Source organism: Brevibacterium jeotgali (assembly GCF_900169175.1).
In the GTDB taxonomy this organism is placed as follows: domain Bacteria; phylum Actinomycetota; class Actinomycetes; order Actinomycetales; family Brevibacteriaceae; genus Brevibacterium; species Brevibacterium jeotgali.
Genome location: NZ_FXZM01000003.1, coordinates 91,451 through 109,938 on the forward strand (window position 1 = coordinate 91,451; position 18,488 = coordinate 109,938).

Annotated in this window: 14 protein-coding genes; 8 read left to right on the forward strand and 6 right to left on the reverse strand. The window is 69.1% G+C overall.

Annotation, left to right across the window (positions count from 1 at the left end; translation table 11 throughout):
- Positions 1–66 precede the first annotated feature (66 nt).
- From BJEO58_RS03880 to BJEO58_RS15060, 3 genes are all read right to left on the reverse strand, one after another.
- Positions 67–1,677 (reverse strand): AMP-binding protein, encoded by a 1,611-nt coding sequence (locus BJEO58_RS03880; protein ID WP_180951818.1) that lies wholly within the window; start codon positions 1,675–1,677, stop codon positions 67–69.
- Positions 1,678–1,906: 229 nt separating this feature from the next.
- Positions 1,907–3,142, reverse strand: coding sequence for an NAD(P)/FAD-dependent oxidoreductase (locus BJEO58_RS03885; protein ID WP_101587922.1), 1,236 nt, complete (start codon positions 3,140–3,142; stop codon positions 1,907–1,909).
- A gap of 141 nt (positions 3,143–3,283) precedes the next feature.
- Complete coding sequence (locus BJEO58_RS15060; RefSeq protein ID WP_219617063.1) at positions 3,284–3,589, reverse strand: hypothetical protein; 306 nt, start codon at positions 3,587–3,589, stop codon at positions 3,284–3,286.
- Positions 3,590–3,801: 212 nt separating this feature from the next.
- Between BJEO58_RS15060 and BJEO58_RS03895 the strand changes: the two genes are divergently transcribed.
- Positions 3,802–4,275: a MarR family winged helix-turn-helix transcriptional regulator gene (locus BJEO58_RS03895; RefSeq protein ID WP_246075958.1), complete on the forward strand. Its 474-nt coding sequence runs from the start codon at positions 3,802–3,804 to the stop codon at positions 4,273–4,275.
- Here BJEO58_RS03895 and BJEO58_RS03900 read toward each other — a convergent pair.
- Genes BJEO58_RS03900 through BJEO58_RS03910 form a run of 3 tightly spaced genes read right to left on the reverse strand, consistent with a single transcriptional unit; the run spans position 4,272 to position 9,549 of the window.
- A complete protein-coding gene (locus tag BJEO58_RS03900) occupies positions 4,272–6,185 on the reverse strand; it encodes an ABC transporter ATP-binding protein (RefSeq protein ID WP_101587924.1) in 1,914 nt (637 codons plus the stop codon). The two genes, BJEO58_RS03895 and BJEO58_RS03900, sit on opposite strands and share 4 nt — an antisense overlap.
- A complete protein-coding gene (locus BJEO58_RS03905; protein WP_180951819.1) occupies positions 6,182–7,993 on the reverse strand; it encodes an ABC transporter ATP-binding protein in 1,812 nt (603 codons plus the stop codon). Before BJEO58_RS03905 ends, BJEO58_RS03900 begins: the two co-directional genes overlap by 4 nt.
- A 26-nt stretch (positions 7,994–8,019) precedes the next feature.
- The gene (locus BJEO58_RS03910) at positions 8,020–9,549 is read right to left on the reverse strand and encodes a methyltransferase domain-containing protein (protein WP_246075959.1); all 1,530 of its coding nucleotides are present in this window, start codon (positions 9,547–9,549) and stop codon (positions 8,020–8,022) included.
- 421 nt (positions 9,550–9,970) lie between these two features.
- Between BJEO58_RS03910 and BJEO58_RS03915 the strand changes: the two genes are divergently transcribed.
- The 7 genes from BJEO58_RS03915 (at position 9,971) to BJEO58_RS03950 (ending at position 18,393) form a co-directional block, all read left to right on the forward strand.
- Positions 9,971–11,731: an acetolactate synthase large subunit gene (locus BJEO58_RS03915; RefSeq protein ID WP_246076084.1), complete on the forward strand. Its 1,761-nt coding sequence runs from the start codon at positions 9,971–9,973 to the stop codon at positions 11,729–11,731.
- Positions 11,728–12,234, forward strand: coding sequence for an acetolactate synthase small subunit (gene ilvN, locus BJEO58_RS03920; protein ID WP_101587925.1), 507 nt, complete (start codon positions 11,728–11,730; stop codon positions 12,232–12,234). Before BJEO58_RS03915 ends, ilvN begins: the two co-directional genes overlap by 4 nt.
- A gap of 167 nt (positions 12,235–12,401) precedes the next feature.
- The gene (ilvC, locus tag BJEO58_RS03925; protein WP_257904200.1) at positions 12,402–13,475 is read left to right on the forward strand and encodes a ketol-acid reductoisomerase; all 1,074 of its coding nucleotides are present in this window, start codon (positions 12,402–12,404) and stop codon (positions 13,473–13,475) included.
- A 242-nt stretch (positions 13,476–13,717) separates the two neighbouring features.
- Positions 13,718–14,068, forward strand: coding sequence for a hypothetical protein (locus BJEO58_RS03930; protein ID WP_101587929.1), 351 nt, complete (start codon positions 13,718–13,720; stop codon positions 14,066–14,068).
- Positions 14,069–14,221: 153 nt separating this feature from the next.
- On the forward strand, positions 14,222–15,526 hold the full coding sequence (locus tag BJEO58_RS03935; protein WP_101587931.1) for a GNAT family N-acetyltransferase: 1,305 nt from the start codon (positions 14,222–14,224) through the stop codon (positions 15,524–15,526).
- A 453-nt stretch (positions 15,527–15,979) separates the two neighbouring features.
- The gene (locus tag BJEO58_RS03945) at positions 15,980–16,687 is read left to right on the forward strand and encodes an OsmC family protein (protein ID WP_101587934.1); all 708 of its coding nucleotides are present in this window, start codon (positions 15,980–15,982) and stop codon (positions 16,685–16,687) included.
- Positions 16,684–18,393 carry a sodium:solute symporter family protein gene (locus tag BJEO58_RS03950; protein ID WP_101587936.1) on the forward strand — a complete coding sequence of 570 codons (1,710 nt, stop codon included), beginning with the start codon at positions 16,684–16,686 and terminating at the stop codon, positions 18,391–18,393. Before BJEO58_RS03945 ends, BJEO58_RS03950 begins: the two co-directional genes overlap by 4 nt.
- The last annotated feature ends 95 nt before the right edge of the window (positions 18,394–18,488 follow it).

Here is an 18,488-nt window from a genome sequence, read left to right on the forward strand (position 1 = left end):
CTGAACGTCTGTCAGCGGTTCGAGGTGGAAGGGAGGTCGGTGCCTCCCGGGGCGCAGGAGGGCGGTTCACCCGATCTGGCGGGTGGCGCCCTCCCAGTGCGGTGCGCGGAGCGACTTCTTGTCGACCTTCCCGAACGGCGTCTGCGGAAGCGAGTCGGTGAACTCGATGCTCTTGGGGCGCGCATACCGGGCGAGTCCGCTGGAGGCATGCGTCCTGAGGGCTTCGTCCGTGAGTTCGTCGCCGTCCGTGCCGGCGCTGCGCTTCACCACGACCGCGTGGACCGCCTCGCCCCAGTCGTGGTGCGGGACGCCGATCACTGCGACCTGCGCGACGAGCGGATGCGACGAGAGCGCGTCCTCGACTTCGCGTGAGTAGACGTTGAAGCCGCCGGAGATGATCATGTCGTTCTTCCGGTCCTTGAGGTAGACGTAGCCGGCGTCGTCCACGATCCCCATGTCGCCGGTGCGGACCCAGCCGTCCCAGAACTTCTCTGCCGTCGCCTCCGGATTGCCGATGTATTCGGTGAGCGCGAAGGGTGTCCGCACCGTGATCTCACCGAACTCTCCCGGGGGCAGGTGCGTCCCCGCGTCGTCGGTGACCGCGATGTCGGTGAAGAGCGTGGCGTTCCCACACGAGGCCAGCAGTTCGGGGCGATTCGGATCGTGGTCCAGCTTGGAGAGGCGCGTGCAGAACTGGGGTGCTTCTGTCTGCCCGAAGAGCTGGATGAACACAGGGCCCAGGAGGCGGAGCCCATCGACCAGCCGGGTCGGTGACATCGGCGCCGCGCCGTAGACGATCGTGTTCAGCGCCAGGTCCACAGCAGCCGATCCCGGTCCGTCCGAGCGAGCCGCTCCGTCAGCTGCACGCGCGTCGAGGAGGTCGAGCACGCGATAGATCATGGTCGGGACCATGAACGTCCAGGTGGTCCGATCATGGAGGAGCAGGTCGACGGTGCGGTGGGCGTCGAAGCTGTCGACGACGCGCACGTTCGCTCCGCGACCGATCCCCGCTGCCGCGAGCGAACCGCCGGCATGGGCGAGCGGCGTCATGATGAGCATGCGCTCGCCGGGGCGGATCTCCGCCTCGACCATCTGGATGTACAGGGCTGCGGCGACCGATCGGGCGGAGTGAGAGACCGCCTTCGGTCGTCCTGTCGTCCCACCGGTGAAGTAGATCCCTGCGCGCGACTCCGGGTCGACACTGTGCTCCGTGCGGTCGGGATCCGTGCCGGGAGGCGGCAGGGGCGCGAGGGGTATCGCGTCGGGAAGAGTCCTGCCGGCGGGGTCCTCCAGCTGCAGGAGGACTGGCTGGTCCTCCGGGTCGAGGTGGGCCAGGAGTGCGGATCCGAGGTCGTAATCGGTGACCAGGAACGCGGCCTCGGCATATGCCAACTGGTACGCGACCGTCTCCAGGGCCGACATGTGGTTCGCCGGCGTGCGCACGAGGCCCATGCGGGCGACGGCCGATTCGACGACGAGCCACTCGGCGCGGTTGCCGGCGAACATGCCGACGACATCACCGGCGGAGGCGCTGTGCTGGCGCAGCTGCTCCATGACGGCGTCCGACCACAGCCACAGGTCCCTGTAGGTGAACTCACGATCGTCCTCTCGGACCGCGGTGAGTGCGCTGTGGATGCGGAACGAGTGCTCGTAGATCTCTGCCGGGGTGGTGAACACGGGCGACCTTTCGTGGACCATGGCGGGCTGCGAACCGGAGCGGGCGCAGACACGACGTGTGACTCAGCACACCATAATCCGGTCACTCCTGACCGCACGTCTGTGTTCACCTGGTGAGCCGGGCTGCTGTCCACGAGCGTCAGTCACGAGCGTCAGTCCAGGCTGTTCCGCCCGGTCCTGGCTGGGCGGCACGTCCCCGGGCTGCTCCTCTCAGCCCTGTCTGTTCCACTCACCCCAGGCTGATCCGTCCCTGCAGCTCCGCCGCGTCCAGCGGCTCTGCGGTCGACTGCTCGATGACCTGCTTCGCCGTGTCCGTCGAGTCCCACACGTTCCACAGCAGCACGCCGCGCACCTGGCCGGCATCGAGATAGTAGACCACGCCGGCGCCGCCGTCGTCGGTGAAGTCCTCGACCGTCTCGAGCGCGGCGTCGAGCTCGCCCACCGCCTCGTAGCCGTGATCGAAGAGGTCGGACCAGAAGATCGGCGTGTACGTATAGCTCTCCGCATCGCCCGTCCGGGTGCGGGCGACGGCCATGTTCCGTCCGGCCACGGCGCCCATGTGCTCGGCGTTGTCGACGTGCTCGACCCGCCGGTCGCCCAGCAGGGCGTCCTCGTAGCGGGCGACGTCGCCGGCCGCCCACACGTGCGGTGCATTCGTCGCGAGCCTCCGGTCGACGATGATCCCGTCATCGACGGTGATCCCTGCCTGCCGCGCGACCTGATCGTTCGGCGCGACACCGACGCCGACCACCACGACCTCGGCGGTGTGGGTGTCTCCGGCGGCGTCGGCGACGATGAGGTGGTCATCGTGATCGCTCACTCCGTAGGCGGTGGATTCGCCCACCACCGTGACACCGCGGTCGCGGTACGTCTGCGTCACGGCGTCGGCCAGACGTGCGGGGAACATGTGTCCCTGCACCGCCGCCCCGCGCATGAGCATGGTCACCGCCACGTCGTTCTGCGCGAGTGCGGAGGCGATCTCCGCGCCGATGTACCCGCCGCCCACGACGACGGCCCGGCTGCCGGGCTTCGCCCGGTCCCGCAGGTGGCGGTAGTCCTCGACCGTGCGGAGGTAGACGATGCGGTCGGAGGCGGGCAGGTCCAGTTCCCGAGGCTGTGAGCCCGTTGCCAGCAGCAGGTGCCCGTAGCCGATCGTGGAGGTGTCCGCCAGCGTGAGAGTCTGGGCGGTCGTATCGATCGCCGTCACCGATGCCCCGGTCCGCAGCTCTGCGCCGGCTTCGCCGTCGAGCAGCCATCCGTCGTCGAGCTGCGCTGTGTCATCCAGCCACAGCGTCTTCGAGAGGTCGGGGCGATAGTAGGGGCCGTCCGGTTCGCGTCCGAGGATCGCCAGCGTGCCGTCCGCGTCGTGCGCCCGGATCGCCGTCGCCGCCGAGGCCGCTGCGACTCCCGCGCCGACGATCACGTAGTCGAATGCGCTGTGTGCACCCGTGCCCGTGCTGTCCATCGTGACCACACTCCTTCCGAGCGTGTGCCCGCCGACGGTGCATCGTGGGCACACGGTCTCAGGAGAGAACACCCCGGGGAGTGGTGATCATCCCAGCGGTGGTGCGGGTCCATCGACGGCCCGCCTCGGGGGAGTGGCTGCTCAGCTCTTCGCCTTCGCGGCCTTCCACTGACGGTTCAGCGCCTTCCGGCGGTCGTAGTCCTGCTTGAGCCGCGTGCGCGGGTCCATGCTGGCGGTCAAGCGCGGCGGGCCGATGACGTGGAGGAGCGTGTACTGGAACCGGAAGAAGAAGCGGTACCAGAGGCCGAATCCATCATCGCCGCGCGGCTTCTGCATCGGGGTCTCGGGCTCAGGAGTGCCTTCGGGGTCATGCACTGCTGAGGGTTCTGCGGGGCTGCCGCCATTCGTCGCGCTCGAGCTGAGGGGCGGACGCTTGTCGTCTGGCATGGGGTGGCATCTCCTCTGTGGATCGTCGAGTGCGACCCGGTCCGGAGAGGCTGCGTGCGCCGCCTGACGTGCGAGCGCCGTGTGTTCGCTGTGCCGAGCAGGGCTGTCCGCTACCGGGTGGGAATGGTGTCGCAGCAATGATTCTTCGTGTGCTAATAATATCAGGCGCGTGCCCCCTGCCGGTCCGCAGCACAGCGGTGTAGCCTCGACGCGTGACCACTGATCCGGGACCCACCGCCGAACGCGACCTGCTGCGCCTGGACGAGCAGGTCTGCTTCGCCCTCGCCGTCGCGTCTCGCACGGTGGTGGCCATGTACGGTCCGCACCTGGCCCCGCTGGGCATCACCCATCCGCAGTACCTCGTCATGCTCGCGCTGTGGGAGGAGGCCCCTCGGCACCAGGGCGAGCTCGCACGGACGGTGCGTCTGGAACCGGCGACTCTGTCGCCGCTGCTCACCCGGCTGGAGAAGATCGGCTACATCCAGCGGGTCTCGTCGTCAGGGGATGCTCGCGTCCGCCTGGTCGGACTCACCGAGGAAGGACGTGCCGCCAGGAAGCAGGCGGAGGCGATACCGGCAGCGATCCTCGCGGACCTCGACATGGACATCGACGAGCTGGCATCACTGCGCGACAGCCTCAGCGAACTCATCGTCCGTGCGGAGAAGGCCGGCGACGAACGCGCCTAGGCCCGCGACTCCTCCCACGCCCCGTGCAGCGCCGCGAACCGCCCACCGGACGCGATGAGGGCGGCGGGAGTGTCATCCTCCACGATGCGGCCGTCGTCCATGACGAGGACCCGGTCCGCGATCTCCACGGTGGAGAGTCGGTGGGCGATGATCACCGCGGTCCGTCCCTCCAGCACTGTCGCCAGCGCCTCCTGCACCTGCCGCTCCGATGGGATGTCGAGGTGAGCGGTGGCCTCATCGAGCACCAGGACGTCCGGGTCCGCGAGGAACGCGCGCGCGAAGCTCACCAGCTGCCGCTGTCCTGAAGACAGTCGGCCGCCGCGCTTGCGCACGTCCGTGTCGAAGCCGTCCGGCATCCGCCGGATGAACGGAGTGAGCCCCACGGCGTCTGCCGCGTCCCTGACCTGCTGATCCGTCGCATCAGGCCTGCCGATGCGGATGTTGTCCGCGACCGTTCCGCCGAACTGGTACGACTCCTGCGTCACCATGACGACGGCTGCGCGAAGGTCCGCGTCCGCGACCTCTCGCAGGTTCACGCCGTCCATCCGGACATCGCCCTGCGTCGGGTCGTAGAACCGGGTCAGCAGCTTCACGAGCGTCGACTTCCCAGCACCGGTCTTGCCGACGAGCGCGATGGTCTGTCCCGCCGGGATCTCGAGGTCGAACTGCGGCAGCACGGGCACACCGTCGCTGTAGGAGAACGCGACCTCGTCGAACCGCACCCGCCGGCCGTCTCCCGGCCCCACCGGCAGCGGTGCGGGGCTGGTGGGCTCGACGACCTCGGGGGCGGCGTCGACGACGGCGGTGACCTTCTCCAGTGCGGCAGACGCGGACTGGTACATCGTGAAAGCCTGGACCAGCTGGTCGAGCGGCCCGTAGAACCGGCGCACGTAGAGCAGGAACGCGGTGAGCACGCCGATCTGCAGCGCGTCGCCGATGACCAGCCAGCCGCCGACCAGCAGCACGGCCGCCGTCGACAGGCTGCCGATGAGCCGAGTGCCGGCCGCGAACCAGGCGGTGTTGCGGAGGCTGGCGGCGGTGGCATCGCGGAACTCCTGGTCCTCGGCGACGATGCGGCGGTCGTTGACGTCCTCCCGGCGGAACGACTGGACGGCGCGGATGCCGCCGAGCGTCTCCACGATGTGGACGATGACCTTGGCGATGGCCGTGCGGGTGCGCCGCTGATTGCGGCGCTGCGCGCGGTTCGCCACGATCGACACCCACAGCAGCGGGATGAAGCCCAGGAACACGATGATCGCCATCCGCCAGTCCATGACGACGAGCATCACCGCGACGGCTCCCATCGCGACCAGTCCGATCACCGTCTCCTGCAGCGAGCCCGTGAGGAACACCTGGATGTTCTCCATGTCGGACGTCTGGCGGGACACGAGCCTGCCGGACGTCGACCGTTCGTGGTAGGCGATGCCCAGGCGCTGGACGTGATCGAACAGGCGCCGGCGCAGCGCGACCATGAGCCGCTGCGCGAGTGCACCGGTCAGCCTCGTGCCGAAGAAGTCTGCGACTCCCGTGGCCAGGGTGACCAGCAGGAACGCGGCGAGCGGGATGACCAGCGCCGTCGTGTCGCCCGCGATCGCCGCGGGGATCCCGTGGTCCATCGCCTGTGCGATGAAGGCCGGCCCGATCGCATTGCCGATCCCGAACACCAGCAGGATCGCGACGAGCACGAGGTAGCCCGTGAGCTCCGGCCGCGCGAGGTCGACCAGCAGCCTGCGGGCGCGCTGTGCGATGTCCGGCGGCAGGGTGTCCGGTTCGTGCGGGCTTCGGCGCGCGCCACGACGGTTCTGTGACGAGCCGGAACGGGTGGGCTCGGGCTGGTCCTGCTGAGCAGCGTTCGGCTGCGGCTGGTCCTGCTGGGGCTGGGGCTGGGGCTGCTGGGCATGCTCGCTCATGCGGTCACCCCCATGAGGTTCCGGTAGACCGCCGAGGTCCCCAGCAGCTCCTCGTGGCCGCCCACCGCGAGGACCCGTCCGTCGTCCATGACGGCGACGCGGTCGGCCAGCGCCGCGGTGGAGGGCCGGTGGGCGACGATGAGGGCGGTGGTCGTCGCGAGCACAGTGCGCAGGCGCTCCTGGACGCGGTCCTCGGTGTCGACGTCGACGGCGGACAGGGGATCGTCGAGGACGAGGAACCGTGGGCGTCCCGCGACAGCACGTGCGAGCGCGATCCGCTGTCGCTGCCCGCCGGAGAGCGACAGGCCCTGCTCACCCACCTCGGTGCCGAGGCCGTCCGGCAGTGCGCGGACGAAGTCGGCCGCCTGGGCGATCTCGAGCGCCTCCCACACGCCGTCATCGTCGATCGCGGTGCCGCCCTCGACGGACTGCGTGCCCATCGCGACGTTCTCCCGGACGGACGCGGAGAACAGGATGGGCTCTTCGAACGCGACGCCCATGCGGGAGCGCAGGTCCGCGAGCGCCAGGTCCCGGACGTCAGAGCCGTCGACGCGCACGGCACCGGCCGTCACGTCGAAGAGCCGGGGCACGAGCGCCGTCATCGCAGTCTTCCCGGTGCCGGTCGTGCCGACGAGGGCGAGTGTCTCGCCGGGAGCGATCCGCAGGTTCACCCCTGCGAGCAGGGGCGCCTCCGCATCCTCGTGCTGGAAGACGACGCGGTCGAACTCGAGCACGCCGTCAGCGGGGTCGAACGATGACGCGGGGGTCGGGATGCCGGTCGCCGGAGTCTGGCGGGCGGGTGCTCCGGCGGCCTCCTCGGTGCGGGGAGCCTCTGCCGCCTCGGGATCGGTGATCCGGGGCTGGAGGTCCATCAGTTCCCAGTAGCGGGTGGCGGCAGTGGCGGCCATGAGCGCATCGGCCAGGAGGAACCCGAACATCTCGATCGGCATGCGGAGGTACATCATGAGGGTGATGGCGGCGACCGTCTGGCCGATCGTCGCCCAGCCGACGACGACGCCCCATGCGCCGACGGCGGCGAAGGCGACCAGGGCCAGCTGCGGCAGCAGCATGATCGCACCGAACAGCCACGCATCGAGCCGGACCTTCTCCAGCTCGTGGCCGCGCAGGCGCTCGACGATGAGCCGGAATCGCTGCGCGGCCCAGGTGCTGCGCCCGAACGCCAGCAGGACGCGGATGCCCTGGACCGATTCCTCGACGGACGTGGAGACCTCGCCCATCGTGTCCTGGGCAGCGCGCGCGGCGATCTTGTAGCGGGAGTTGAACCACGCGACGCCCACCATCGTCGGCAGCGCCATGACGACGAGGAGGACGACGAACACCGGCTGGATGAACGACAGGATCAGGCCGCCGATGACCACCAGGAACGGTGTGATCACGAGGAACGGCAGGCCGAACGCGGTGAAGCGGCGCAGCTGCGTGAGGTCGTTGGTGGCACGGGACAGCATCTGGCCCGAATCCCACGCATCGTGATGGGTGATGTCGAGACGCTGCAGATGGGAGAAGAGGCGCCTGCGCCACAGCACTTCCCAGTCGGCGGTCATGCCGGCGGTGATCATGCGGCGGATCAGCTGGGCGAGTGACTCCGCGACGCCGACGGCGACGACCAGGAGGACGATGACGACGAGGCCGCGGTGGTCGTGCTCGGCGATCGGCCCGTCGACGGCGCGACCGGTGAGGACGGGGATGACGAGCCCGATCCCCGTGGAGAAGAGCGCGAGCAGGATGCTCACCGCATAGCGCCATGCGCGGGGACGGATGTCCGGCCAGAATCTGCTGAGATCACGCATGATGTCTCAATCCTATGCCGGGTCCGTCACCTGCGTCTGAGGCGGACGACGACCTCCGCGTGCGCGGTGTGCGGGAACATGTCGAGCAGCCGCGCGGCGGTGACGCGGTACGACGTCATCGTCCGCAGATCGTCCGCGAGCGTCGTCGGGTTGCAGCTGGAGTAGACGACGTCGCGGATGCCGGAGTCCTCGATCCAGGCTGCGAGGTCATCGCCGAGGCCCCTTCGCGGCGGATTCACGATGAGCAGGTCGGGGTGCCGCGCCGGTGCGTCGTCGGCGGAAGCTGCGCTGCTGCCGCGATCTGCGCTGCCGCAATCTGCGCTGCCAGCGGTACGTGTGTCCGCGGCGGTACCTGTATCTGCGGCAGTACCTGTGCCCCCAGCGGACCCTGTGCCCCCAGCGGACCCTGTGCCCTCGGCGGCGAACAGTGCGGCATCGGCGGTTGTGAACTCGACGTCGAGGCCCAGGTCCTGTGCCGTGCGGGTCGCGGATTCGATGGCGTGTTCGGAGACCTCGACCCCGATCACCCTCCGGGAGGTGTCGCCGACGGGCTTCGCGCAGTGCAGTGCGAAGCCGCCCACGCCGCAGAAGAGGTCCCACACGACGAACGGGGTGCGGGGCTGGGAGGCGGTGGCCGCCTCGGCGGAGGTGCCGTCGGGACCAGCCGTCATCGGTGGGTCCGGCCGAGGCGCGCCCGACGACTCGGCTGCGAGATCGTCCACCCAGGCCGCGACCTGTTCGTACAGCTGGGAGGCGACGTGGGTGTTGGTCTGGAGGAAGGACTGCGGACGCACGTGCAGGGGGACGCGGCCCTGTCGGACGGTGAGCGCTTCGTCCCCGTGGAGGTGGATCTCCTCGGGGCCCTCGAGGAGCGCGGCGTGCTCGGGCTGGATGTTCGCGGTGACGACCCGCACCCGGTAGCCGTCTGCGGCGACCGGGTCCGTGAGCAGGGCGAGGTGCTCCCGCAGGCGAGGTGCCGGATGTGAGGTGCGCAGGACGAAGCGGACCATGAGCTCGCCATCAGGGGAGGCGGTGACGAGGACGTGCTTGAGTTCGCCTCGGCGACGGGCGACGTCATAGGGCGAGACCTGGGCTCTGCGGATGAGTGCGGGGAGTGCGGCCAGGGCCGAATGGATCGCGGGCGGATAGAGGGGGCAGTCGGAGAGATCCACGCCGTGGCCCTCGACGTCGATGAGCCCCAGCGTCGGGGCCTCGGCGGTGCCGCCCGCCACCATCTTCGCCTTGTTCCGGAACCCGGCCTCGGGGCTGCGGACCGGCGGCTGCCAGTAGGTGGGGAGCACTGAGCGTGCGGCACCGGTGCGAGCCGGACTCGACTGGGCCGCGTGCGGATCGAGGAGTGCGGCGATCTCGCTCTGCATGTCGTCGAGGCGCCGCAGGGTGGGCACAGGCAGCAGGGTGCACGAGCGGCACCGGCCCGCATTGAAGTGCGCGCAGGGGAGCGGGGGCGGATCAGCGGCGACAGCATGATCGGCAGCGTGATCGACGGCGTGCTTGGCAGCGTGATCGTCAGCGCGATCGGCAGGGTGGGTGACCATCGCACTCCAGGATACGCGGGACGAGCGAGACACCTCCGTCTCGACGTGCGAGACCCTCCGAGCCGCGATTCGACACAGGCAGGGTCGACCTTGTAATCTCTCACACATGAACGTCCTTCTCGTCGTCATTACCCAGCGCGCGGTGACCCCGTAGCTGTCGACTGACGACGTCCCGCGCGCCCTTTCCAGAACGGAAGGGCGTTTTTTTGTGCGAGGTGCTCCGCCCCGGGGCTCCGAGCGTGAAGAGGAAGCGGGGCATGAGGGCGCCGCTCAAGGCGTCCATCAGGGAATCGATCACACGAAGGAGCCCATCGTGGCAGGCCCAGCACCGGCGCAGACACCCCGCGCCACCCCCACTCCCAGTCCCGTGCCCGCTCCGGGCGGGGCCGCAGTCCGCGGCTCGCGCTCGCAGCCGGAGGTGATGACCGGCGCTCAGGCGATCATCCGCACCCTCGAGCAGCTGGGCGTCGACACCGTCTTCGGCCTCCCCGGCGGCACGATCCTCCCCACATACGATCCACTGCTCGACTCGGAGCAGATCAACCACGTGCTGGTCCGCCACGAGCAGGGCGCCGGGCACGCGGCGACCGGCTATGCGGCGGCGACGGGCCGGGTGGGCGTCTGCATGGCGACCTCCGGTCCGGGCGCGACGAACCTCGTCACCCCGATCGCGGATGCGCACATGGATTCCGTGCCGCTGCTCGCGATCACGGGCCAGCAGTCGTCCAAGCTGCTGGGAACGGACGCCTTCCAGGAAGCGGACATCGTCGGGATGACGATGCCCGTGACGAAGCACTCGTTCCTCGTGACCAGCGCCCAGGACATCCCGCAGGCGATCCGCTCTGCGCACCACATCGCGAGCACCGGCCGACCCGGCCCGGTCCTGGTCGACGTCACGAAGGACGCCCAGCAGGCGGAGCTCGAGTACTTCTGGGACGACGAGCTCGATCTGCCGGGCTACCGTCCGGTGAACCGTCCGCACGCCAAGCAGATCCGTGAAGCGGCAGTGCTCATGGCGGAGGCTCGGCGTCCGGTGTTCTACGTGGGCGGCGGCGTGATCCGCTCGGGCGCCCACAAGGAGCTCCTCGCACTCGCAGAGGCGACGAACATCCCCGTCACCACGACACTCATGGCCCGCGGCGCCTTCCCGGACTCCCACCCGCAGCACCTGGGAATGCCCGGCATGCACGGCTCGGTGCCCGCGGTCGCCGCCATCCAGAAGTCCGACGTGCTCATCGCGATCGGCTCCCGCTTCGACGATCGGGTCACCGGTGAGCTCGAGAGCTTCGCACCCGGGGCCCGGGTCATCCATGCGGACATCGACCCGGCGGAGATCGGCAAGAACCGCATCGCGGAGGTGCCGATCGTGGGCGACGCCGCAGAAGTGCTCGACGCGCTGCTGACCGAGCTGCGGGCGAACCATTCCGCCGCGCTCGCCGACGACCGGTCCTCGTGGTGGGGGCTGGCCAACGGCTGGAAGCAGAGCTTCCCGCTGGGATTCGAGAAGAACGACGACGGGCTGTGCGATCCGCAGCACGTCATCCAGCGCATCTCCTCGCTCACCGGGCCCGAGGGCGTCTACGCCGCGGGCGTCGGCCAGCACCAGATGTGGGCCGCGCAGTTCGTCGAGTACGAGCGGCCCAAGGCGTGGCTGAACTCCGGGGGCCTGGGCACCATGGGGTACTCCGTGCCCGCCGCGATGGGTGCGAAGGTCGGCGAGCCGGACCGCCAGGTCTGGGCGATCGACGGCGACGGATGCTTCCAGATGACCAACCAGGAGCTTGCGACCTGCGTCATCAACAACATCCCGATCAAGGTGGCGATCATCAACAACTCGTCGCTGGGGATGGTCCGCCAGTGGCAGACGCTGTTCTACGACGGCCGCTACTCGCACTCGGATCTCAACACGGGCCACGAGTCCGTGCGGGTGCCGGACTTCGTCAAGCTCGCGGAGGCGTACGGCTGCGAAGGCATCCGCGTCACCCGCAATGAGGATGTCGACGAAGCGGTCCAGCGCGCGCTGGACATCAACGACCGCCCGGTCGTCATCGACTTCGTGGTCCCCGCGGACGCGATGGTCTGGCCGATGGTGCCCGCCGGTGTGAGCAACGACCACATCCAGTACGCCCGTGACATCCGCCCGGACTTCTCCGGCGAATCCGAAGAAGGTGAAGAGGCATGAGCCGCCATACGCTGTCCGTCCTCGTCGAGGACAAGCCCGGTGTGCTGACACGCTTCACCGGCCTCATCGCCCGCCGCGGGTTCAACATCCACTCGCTCGCCGTGGGCACCACGGAGCTCGACGGGCTGTCGCGGATCACGGTCGTCGTGGATGTCGACGACACACCGCTGGAACAGGTGACGAAGCAGCTCAACAAGCTCGTCAACGTCATCAAGATCGTGGAGCTGGAACCGGAGACCTCGGTCCGCCGCGCCCACATGATCTTCAAGGTCCGGGCTGATGCCGCGGTCCGCGTGCAGGTTGCGGCCGTCGTCGAGATGTTCGACGCCCGCATCGTGGACGTCGCCGTCGATGCGGTGAGCGTCGAGGCGACCGGCGAGCAGGACAAGGTCGACGCACTCCACCGGGTGCTCGAGCCGTTCGGCATCAAGGAGATCGTCCAGTCCGGGACGCTCGCGATCGGTCGCGGGTCGAAGTCGATGACTGACCGCGCCGGCCGCTGAACCACCGACACACCCGTCCCGCCGCCGAGGTCCCGGTCGCCACGACCGGTCACCGGCACCACCCTTGCGGGCGGCGGCGGGCCGCCGTCCTCGGGACCTCCGGTTCCGGCGGCGGGCAGCAGAACTGAGACAGAGTTCCGGGTCGCTTCGGCCCGTACTACGCTGGGCTGCGGGCATCCGCATCCCACCTTTCGAGAAGGAGTAATCCCATGGCAGCAGAGCGCTTCTACGACGATGACGCAGACCTGTCCGTCCTCCAGGGCAAGAAGGTCGCCGTCATCGGCTACGGCTCGCAGGGCCACGCGCACTCGCTGAGCCTGCGCGATTCCGGTGTCGAGGTCCGCATCGGCCTCAAGGAGGGCTCGTCGAGCCGCGACAAGGCCGAGGCAGAGGGCCTGACGGTCGGCACGCCGGCCGAGGTCGCCGCATGGGCCGACGTCATCACGATCGCCGCTCCGGACCAGGTCCAGGCGCAGATCTTCAACGAGTCCGTCAAGGACAACCTGGCCGAGGGCAAGACGCTCGTCTTCATCCACGGCTTCAACATCCGCTACGACTACATCCAGGCGCCGGAGGGCGTGGACGTCGTCATGGTCGCGCCCAAGGGCCCGGGCCACGTCGTGCGTCGTGAGTACGTCGACGGCCGCGGTGTGCCGGTGCTCGTCGCGGTCGAGGTGGACGCTTCCGGTTCGGCGTGGTCCACGGCTCTGGCCTACGCGAAGGCGATCGGCGGCCTGCGTGCCGGCGGCATCAAGACGACCTTCACGGAGGAGACCGAGACCGACCTGTTCGGTGAGCAGACGGTCCTGTGCGGCGGCGCTTCGCACCTCGTGCAGTACGGCTTCGAGGTCCTGACGGAAGCCGGCTACCAGCCGGAGATCGCGTACTTCGAGGTCCTGCACGAGCTCAAGCTGATCGTCGACCTCATGGTCGAGGGCGGCATCGCCAAGCAGCGCTGGTCCTGCTCCGACACAGCCGAGTACGGCGACTACGTCTCCGGCCCCCGCGTGATCACGCCGGAGGTCAAGGAGAACATGAAGGCTGTCCTGGATGACATCCAGAACGGTGCGTTCGCGAAGCGCTTCATGGATGACCAGGCCGCGGGCGCTCCGGAGTTCAAGGAGCTGCGTGCGAAGGAGGAGAAGCACCCGATCGAGGCCACCGGCCGTGAGCTGCGACAGATGTTCGCATGGCTCAAGGACTCGAACGACGACTACGTCGAGGGCACCGCAGCACGCTGATCACCGAGGCGTCGAGCCGGCTGAAGGGTCGGGCCAGCTGAGGCGATGCGTCAGCTGACGCGACGTGGCACCTGGGCGACGCGTCACCTGAGGCGCTGAGCCAGCTGAGGCGCGGAGGCGCTGAGCAGGGCGGGGAGAGGACCACATGCCCTCTCCCCGCCCTCTCGTGTCCGCGGGTTCGTCGAAGAAGGCTCTTCACAGGGAGTTCTTCACCGGGAGTTCTTCACAGGGAGAGGGTTCACATGGATGCGGTGCCAGGTGCGATCGGCTGCTGTGCCGCGGTCGCCGCCGTGTGGTGGTCCTGGTTCTACCCGGCGCGCTGGGTGGGGGAGAGCTGGTACGGCACCGTGGCCTCGCGCGTCTTCCTCTATCTCATACCCTCGTTCGCGTTCCTCTGCCTGCTCGTGGCGGTCCAGTCGATGCTCGGCGCGCTGGGTGTCCCAATGCCGGGAGAGCTGTTCGATCCGCTCGCCGTCGTGCTCTTCGTCGTCCTGCTGGTGGGCATCCTGGGGACGCTGGGGGTGCCGATCCCCGCACCGTGGGCACCTCGCTGGATGCGGCGGCGCAGGCGCGAGGACCGCGCGGCGCGCTAGCCGCTCGCGGCCCGATCCGGAATCTCGGACGATCCCGAAGCGGGCACCCGGGCGCCTCCGGAGTGGGTGCCCGGGTGATCGTGGGACGGGCGCCTGGACGTTCCCGGTGTCGGGTCCCCCGGCGGTGGCAGTCGAGTGCTATAGGGTTGACGTGTGACCGAATACCGCTTCGAGACATTTGAACCGGCCCTGGAGAACGGCGCTCCTGATGCGCGTACGACGGCGTACATGCAGGCAGTACGCGCGGGGTTCCACGACAAGCGCGTCGAGGGCGAGAAGCTCCGCCGCAGAACCGAACGGGCGATCACGGATGAGCGGGTGTTCACATCCGTCTATGCGGACAATGCGCCGCAGCTGGCGCTGCCGCCGGAGATCCCCGTGGCGACGTTCGCCCACTTCGAGAAGACCGTGAACGTGGGCGGAGGACGTCTGGTCCCCGCGCACCTCATCACCTGGGTGACCGTGCGGCCCACTCATCGTCGGCGCGGACTGCTGCGGAGCATGATGACGGGCAATCTGGCCCGTGCCGCAGAGATCGGGTACCCGTTCGCCGCTCTCACTGTGACAGAGGGCAGCATCTACCGGCGCTTCGGCTTCGGTGCCGCCACCTGGTACAACGAGGTCGAGGTCGACACTCGTGCAGGCTTCCAGATGGCGGTGGAGCCGGATCGCCGCGTCGAGATGGTCGACCCGCACGTGCTGCGGGAACTGGGCCCGGAGCTCTACGATCGCTTCCAGCAGATGACGCCCGGCGCCTCCGGCAGGCAGCGCGTGTACGTCGATGTCGCATCCGGCGACCTGAACCTGTCGACGGACGAGGAGGACCTCGCGACGCGCGCGGCGCTCCACTACGACGAAGACGGCCAGCCTGACGGGTATGTGAGCTACCGGTTCGCCGGCTGGGACGTGAAGCCCGCGACCGTGGAGGTGCTCGACCTCATCGCGGCGAGCGATGCGGCGTACTCCTCACTGTGGGCGTTCCTCGGCGCAGTCGACCTCGTGGAACGCGTGCAGTTCGGATACGCCTCGCAGCAGTCGCCGCTGCCGTGGCTGCTGACCGATCCGCGGCGTGTGCGGGTACTGGCTCAGAGCGACGGCATGTGGCTCCGGATCCTCGACGTGAAGAAGTCGCTGGAGGCCAGGCCGTACTCCGTGGAGGGGTCGATCACCCTCGCAGTCCACGACGACATGGACTATGCGGAGGGTGTCTTCCGGCTCACCTCCGACGGGGAGAACGGCACGGTGGAGCGCCTCGCCGAATCCGCGGACTCCGCGGAGGGGAGAGCCGCCGACCTGAGCCTCGGGGTTCCGGAGCTGGGGTCGCTGTACCTGGGCGGTGCCGATCCCGTCGTGCTGAACAGGGCAGGGCGGATCTCCAAACGATCGGAGGACGCCGCGATCCGCGCGCGGGCCCTCTTCTTGCTCGAGCGCGCCCCGTACGCGCCGAACGACTTCTGAGGCGGTCGCCATGGGACGCTCTCGTCTGCTCGAATCGTTCGTCGCAAGTGCCCGCTGCATCCGGGCGTGGCCGCTGCTGCAGCGGGAGGATGCCACCCGCATGAACACGTGCGTGCACGAGTCCCGCGGGGCCACGACCCCGGACTGCTCCGCACCGGTCTCACGAGAGACCGAGGTCTGCCGCACCGCCGTACCCGTCGTGGTCACCGACGGCCTCGTGCCGAACCCCGCGGAATGCGAACGCAGGTGCAGACGCCGCCGAGGCTGATCAGTGGATCATCCGGCTGCCCAGCCCCACCGGTCGGCCGGAGGCTTCATGAGTCGCTGGGGCCGGTGCCCGTCCACCGGTGTCCTTCTCCCATGTGGCGTTGAGCGGGGTGATCTGTGTCAGTCCGTGAACGAATGTGACATCAGCTTACGATCGCGGCGGCGACACCGCCTAGCCTCGGTCCCATGTCGACATCCACACCCTCCGTGACCTCGTCCGGTGACACGTCCGCGGGTTCTTCCGCAGCCGCGTCAGAGAGTGCCCCCGCCGCCTCGTCCGCGGGCCGTCCCGTGAACCGGCGGTTCCGGGAGGCGCCCTCGCCCGCGCAGGCGAAGACCCTGCGTGCCGCAGGGATCGGCACCGGTTCGCAGCAGACGGAGGTGCGTGTCCGGGACTTCACGTTCGTGTCCGACGAGCCGGAGTCGATCGGCGGCCGTGACCAGGGCCCCACGCCGATGGAGTACCTCGCCGGGGCGGTCAATAGCTGCATCACGGTCGTCATCGATCAGCTCGCTGAGCGGCGGGCACTCCCCGTGTTCGATGTGCAGACCTACACGCTCGCCAAACAGGATACGCGGGGCCTCGGAGGGTCCGCCGACGTCCAGCCGTACTTCTACTCCTCCCGGCTCCAGATCGTCGTGACGACGGAGCAGCGGGACGAGGTGGAGCTCATCGGCTTCGCTGCGAACGCCGAGCACATCTGCCCCGCGATCAACCTGCTGCGCGACGCGCACACCGGGCTCGAGGTGGTGTGGTCCTTCACCGCGGAGGCGTCTGACCGGGCGGCGGAGGCGCTCAGCAACTCCGCGTGGGGCTATCCGACGCAGGGCGTGACAGAGCCTCGGCCGTTCCTCACCGTGGTGAACGCCGACGGAGCAGGAGTCCGCGCATGACGACGGCGGGACTGTGGACGCTGGGTCTGGCTCTGGCCTACACGGTGTGGCTGGTGGTCGGGGGCCGATGGGTCGTCGCTCGGCAGGAGAAGGGTGCGAACTTCTTCGTCAGCGGCCGCACGTTCAGTCCGTGGACGGTGGCGTTCTGCATCACCGGCCTGTTCTCCGGGTCGTCGTACATCGCGATCGTGGAGCTGAGCTATCGGACGGGAATCTCCGCGATCTGGTACGGCGTCGCAGAGACGGTCCAGATCATCCTCATCGCCCTGCTGCTCGTGAAGCCGCTGCGCCGGAAGCTGGTCGTGACGGTCACGGGAATCATCGGTGACCGGTTCGGCCGTGCGGCGCAGGGGGTCAGCGCTGTCATCACGGGCTTCACGTTCCCCATGTACTCACTCGCCACGGCGATCGCCTTCGCCTCCGCACTGACCGTCATCACCGATGTGTCGCTCTGGCAGTCGATCACGCTGACCGCCGTGGTGCTCTTCGCGTTCCTGGTGTTCGGCGGGATGCGGTCGGTCGCCTTCAGCCAGACGATGAACGTGATCGTGATCGGGGCGATGTTCATCGTGGGTGTGTGGGCGCTGCTGGCGTCCCCGGGGATCGACGGGCTGCGGGACTTCGCAGAGGCGAACCCGCAGATGACCGAGCCGGCGAGCGCCGGAGTGTCACTCATCGTCGCCTGGTTCGGAACCTTCATCGTGAACGTGCCGCTCGCGCAGGCGGCGTTCCAGATGTCGATGTCCGCGCGCACCCCCGAGGACGGACAGCGGGGCCTGTTCCTCGCCGCGGTGATCGGCGCGCCCCTCATCATCCTGGGCGTCGTCGTCGGCATCGCAGCCGCGAGCGTCGAGCCCGGCGACGGACTGCCGCTCATCGCGATCTCCGAGTACATCACCACGACATTGCCGCCGTGGGCCGCCGCCGTCTTCTTCCTGGGCATGTGGGCGTGCGCGCTGGGCTGGGCGGGACCGTGCCAGTTCTCCGGGGCGACCTCGCTGGGGCGCGATCTGGGCAGTGCGCTGCGCCCGCAGGCGAGTCAGGAGCAGCTGGTCCGCTACACGCGGGTGGCGCTCGTCGTCCTCACCGTCGTGATGATCGGGTTCAGCATCCTCCGGGCTGAGGAATCGGCGTGGTGGAACATCATGGCCTGGACCCTGCGCAACGGCGCGACGTTCGCCCCGGTGCTCGCGGCGTTCTTCTGGCCGGTGGCCACGCGCTCCGGTGCGATGGCGTCGCTGCTGGGCGGGTTCGGTGCCGGGTTCGGGTGGTACGCGCTGTCCGGCTTCAGCGCCACGGAGTTCTACCTGGGGACCCACCCCGTGTGGGTCGGGATGATCGTGAACATGGTCGCGCTGGTGTCCGTGAGCCTGCTCGAGGGCAGGTGGCGAGTGACCGGCGATGCGAGGCGACGTGCGCGTGGGGCAGCAGCGGCGGGCGCGGCGGTCGCCCTCACAGCGCTGCTGGTCGCCAACTGGGGGTGGGCGGCTCAGTACGGGCTCACCGGGCTGGCCCTGTTCCTCGTCGTCGCGGCGCTGTTCGCGGTGGTGCTGCTGGTGACGGTGCCGCGTGAGGGTGGAGCCGTGCCTCCTGAGGGATCGGGCGCGAGGGAGACAGTGGTCGCGGTGTCCGGGGCCGAAGCGGGATCTGGAGCCGAGCCCGGAGCTGCTGAGAGCGGGACCGTGGCTGCACGGCTTGAGGCCTGAGCCTCTGCTGTGGTCGCGGGTGCTCCCCGCGAGGTGCTGGTTGAGGCTCCCCAGCCAGCCCGGTGGCCGGCCGGTTCAGTCTGCGCGGGCCGCCG

What these genes read in the sequence shown, in the direction of transcription:
- BJEO58_RS03915 (WP_246076084.1), top strand. Translation starts at nt 9,971, where the DNA reads ATGACCGGCGCTCAGGCGATCATCCGCACCCTCGAGCAGCTGGGCGTC.
- BJEO58_RS03885 (WP_101587922.1), bottom strand. Translation starts at nt 3,142, where the DNA reads ATGGACAGCACGGGCACGGGTGCACACAGCGCATTCGACTACGTGATC.
- BJEO58_RS03910 (WP_246075959.1), bottom strand. Translation starts at nt 9,549, where the DNA reads ATGGTCACCCACCCTGCCGATCGCGCTGACGATCACGCTGCCAAGCAC.
- BJEO58_RS03945 (WP_101587934.1), top strand. Translation starts at nt 15,980, where the DNA reads ATGTCGACATCCACACCCTCCGTGACCTCGTCCGGTGACACGTCCGCG.
- BJEO58_RS03905 (WP_180951819.1), bottom strand. Translation starts at nt 7,993, where the DNA reads ATGCGTGATCTCAGCAGATTCTGGCCGGACATCCGTCCCCGCGCATGG.
- ilvN (WP_101587925.1), top strand. Translation starts at nt 11,728, where the DNA reads ATGAGCCGCCATACGCTGTCCGTCCTCGTCGAGGACAAGCCCGGTGTG.
- BJEO58_RS03900 (WP_101587924.1), bottom strand. Translation starts at nt 6,185, where the DNA reads ATGAGCGAGCATGCCCAGCAGCCCCAGCCCCAGCCCCAGCAGGACCAG.
- BJEO58_RS03930 (WP_101587929.1), top strand. Translation starts at nt 13,718, where the DNA reads ATGGATGCGGTGCCAGGTGCGATCGGCTGCTGTGCCGCGGTCGCCGCC.
- BJEO58_RS03950 (WP_101587936.1), top strand. Translation starts at nt 16,684, where the DNA reads ATGACGACGGCGGGACTGTGGACGCTGGGTCTGGCTCTGGCCTACACG.
- BJEO58_RS15060 (WP_219617063.1), bottom strand. Translation starts at nt 3,589, where the DNA reads ATGCCAGACGACAAGCGTCCGCCCCTCAGCTCGAGCGCGACGAATGGC.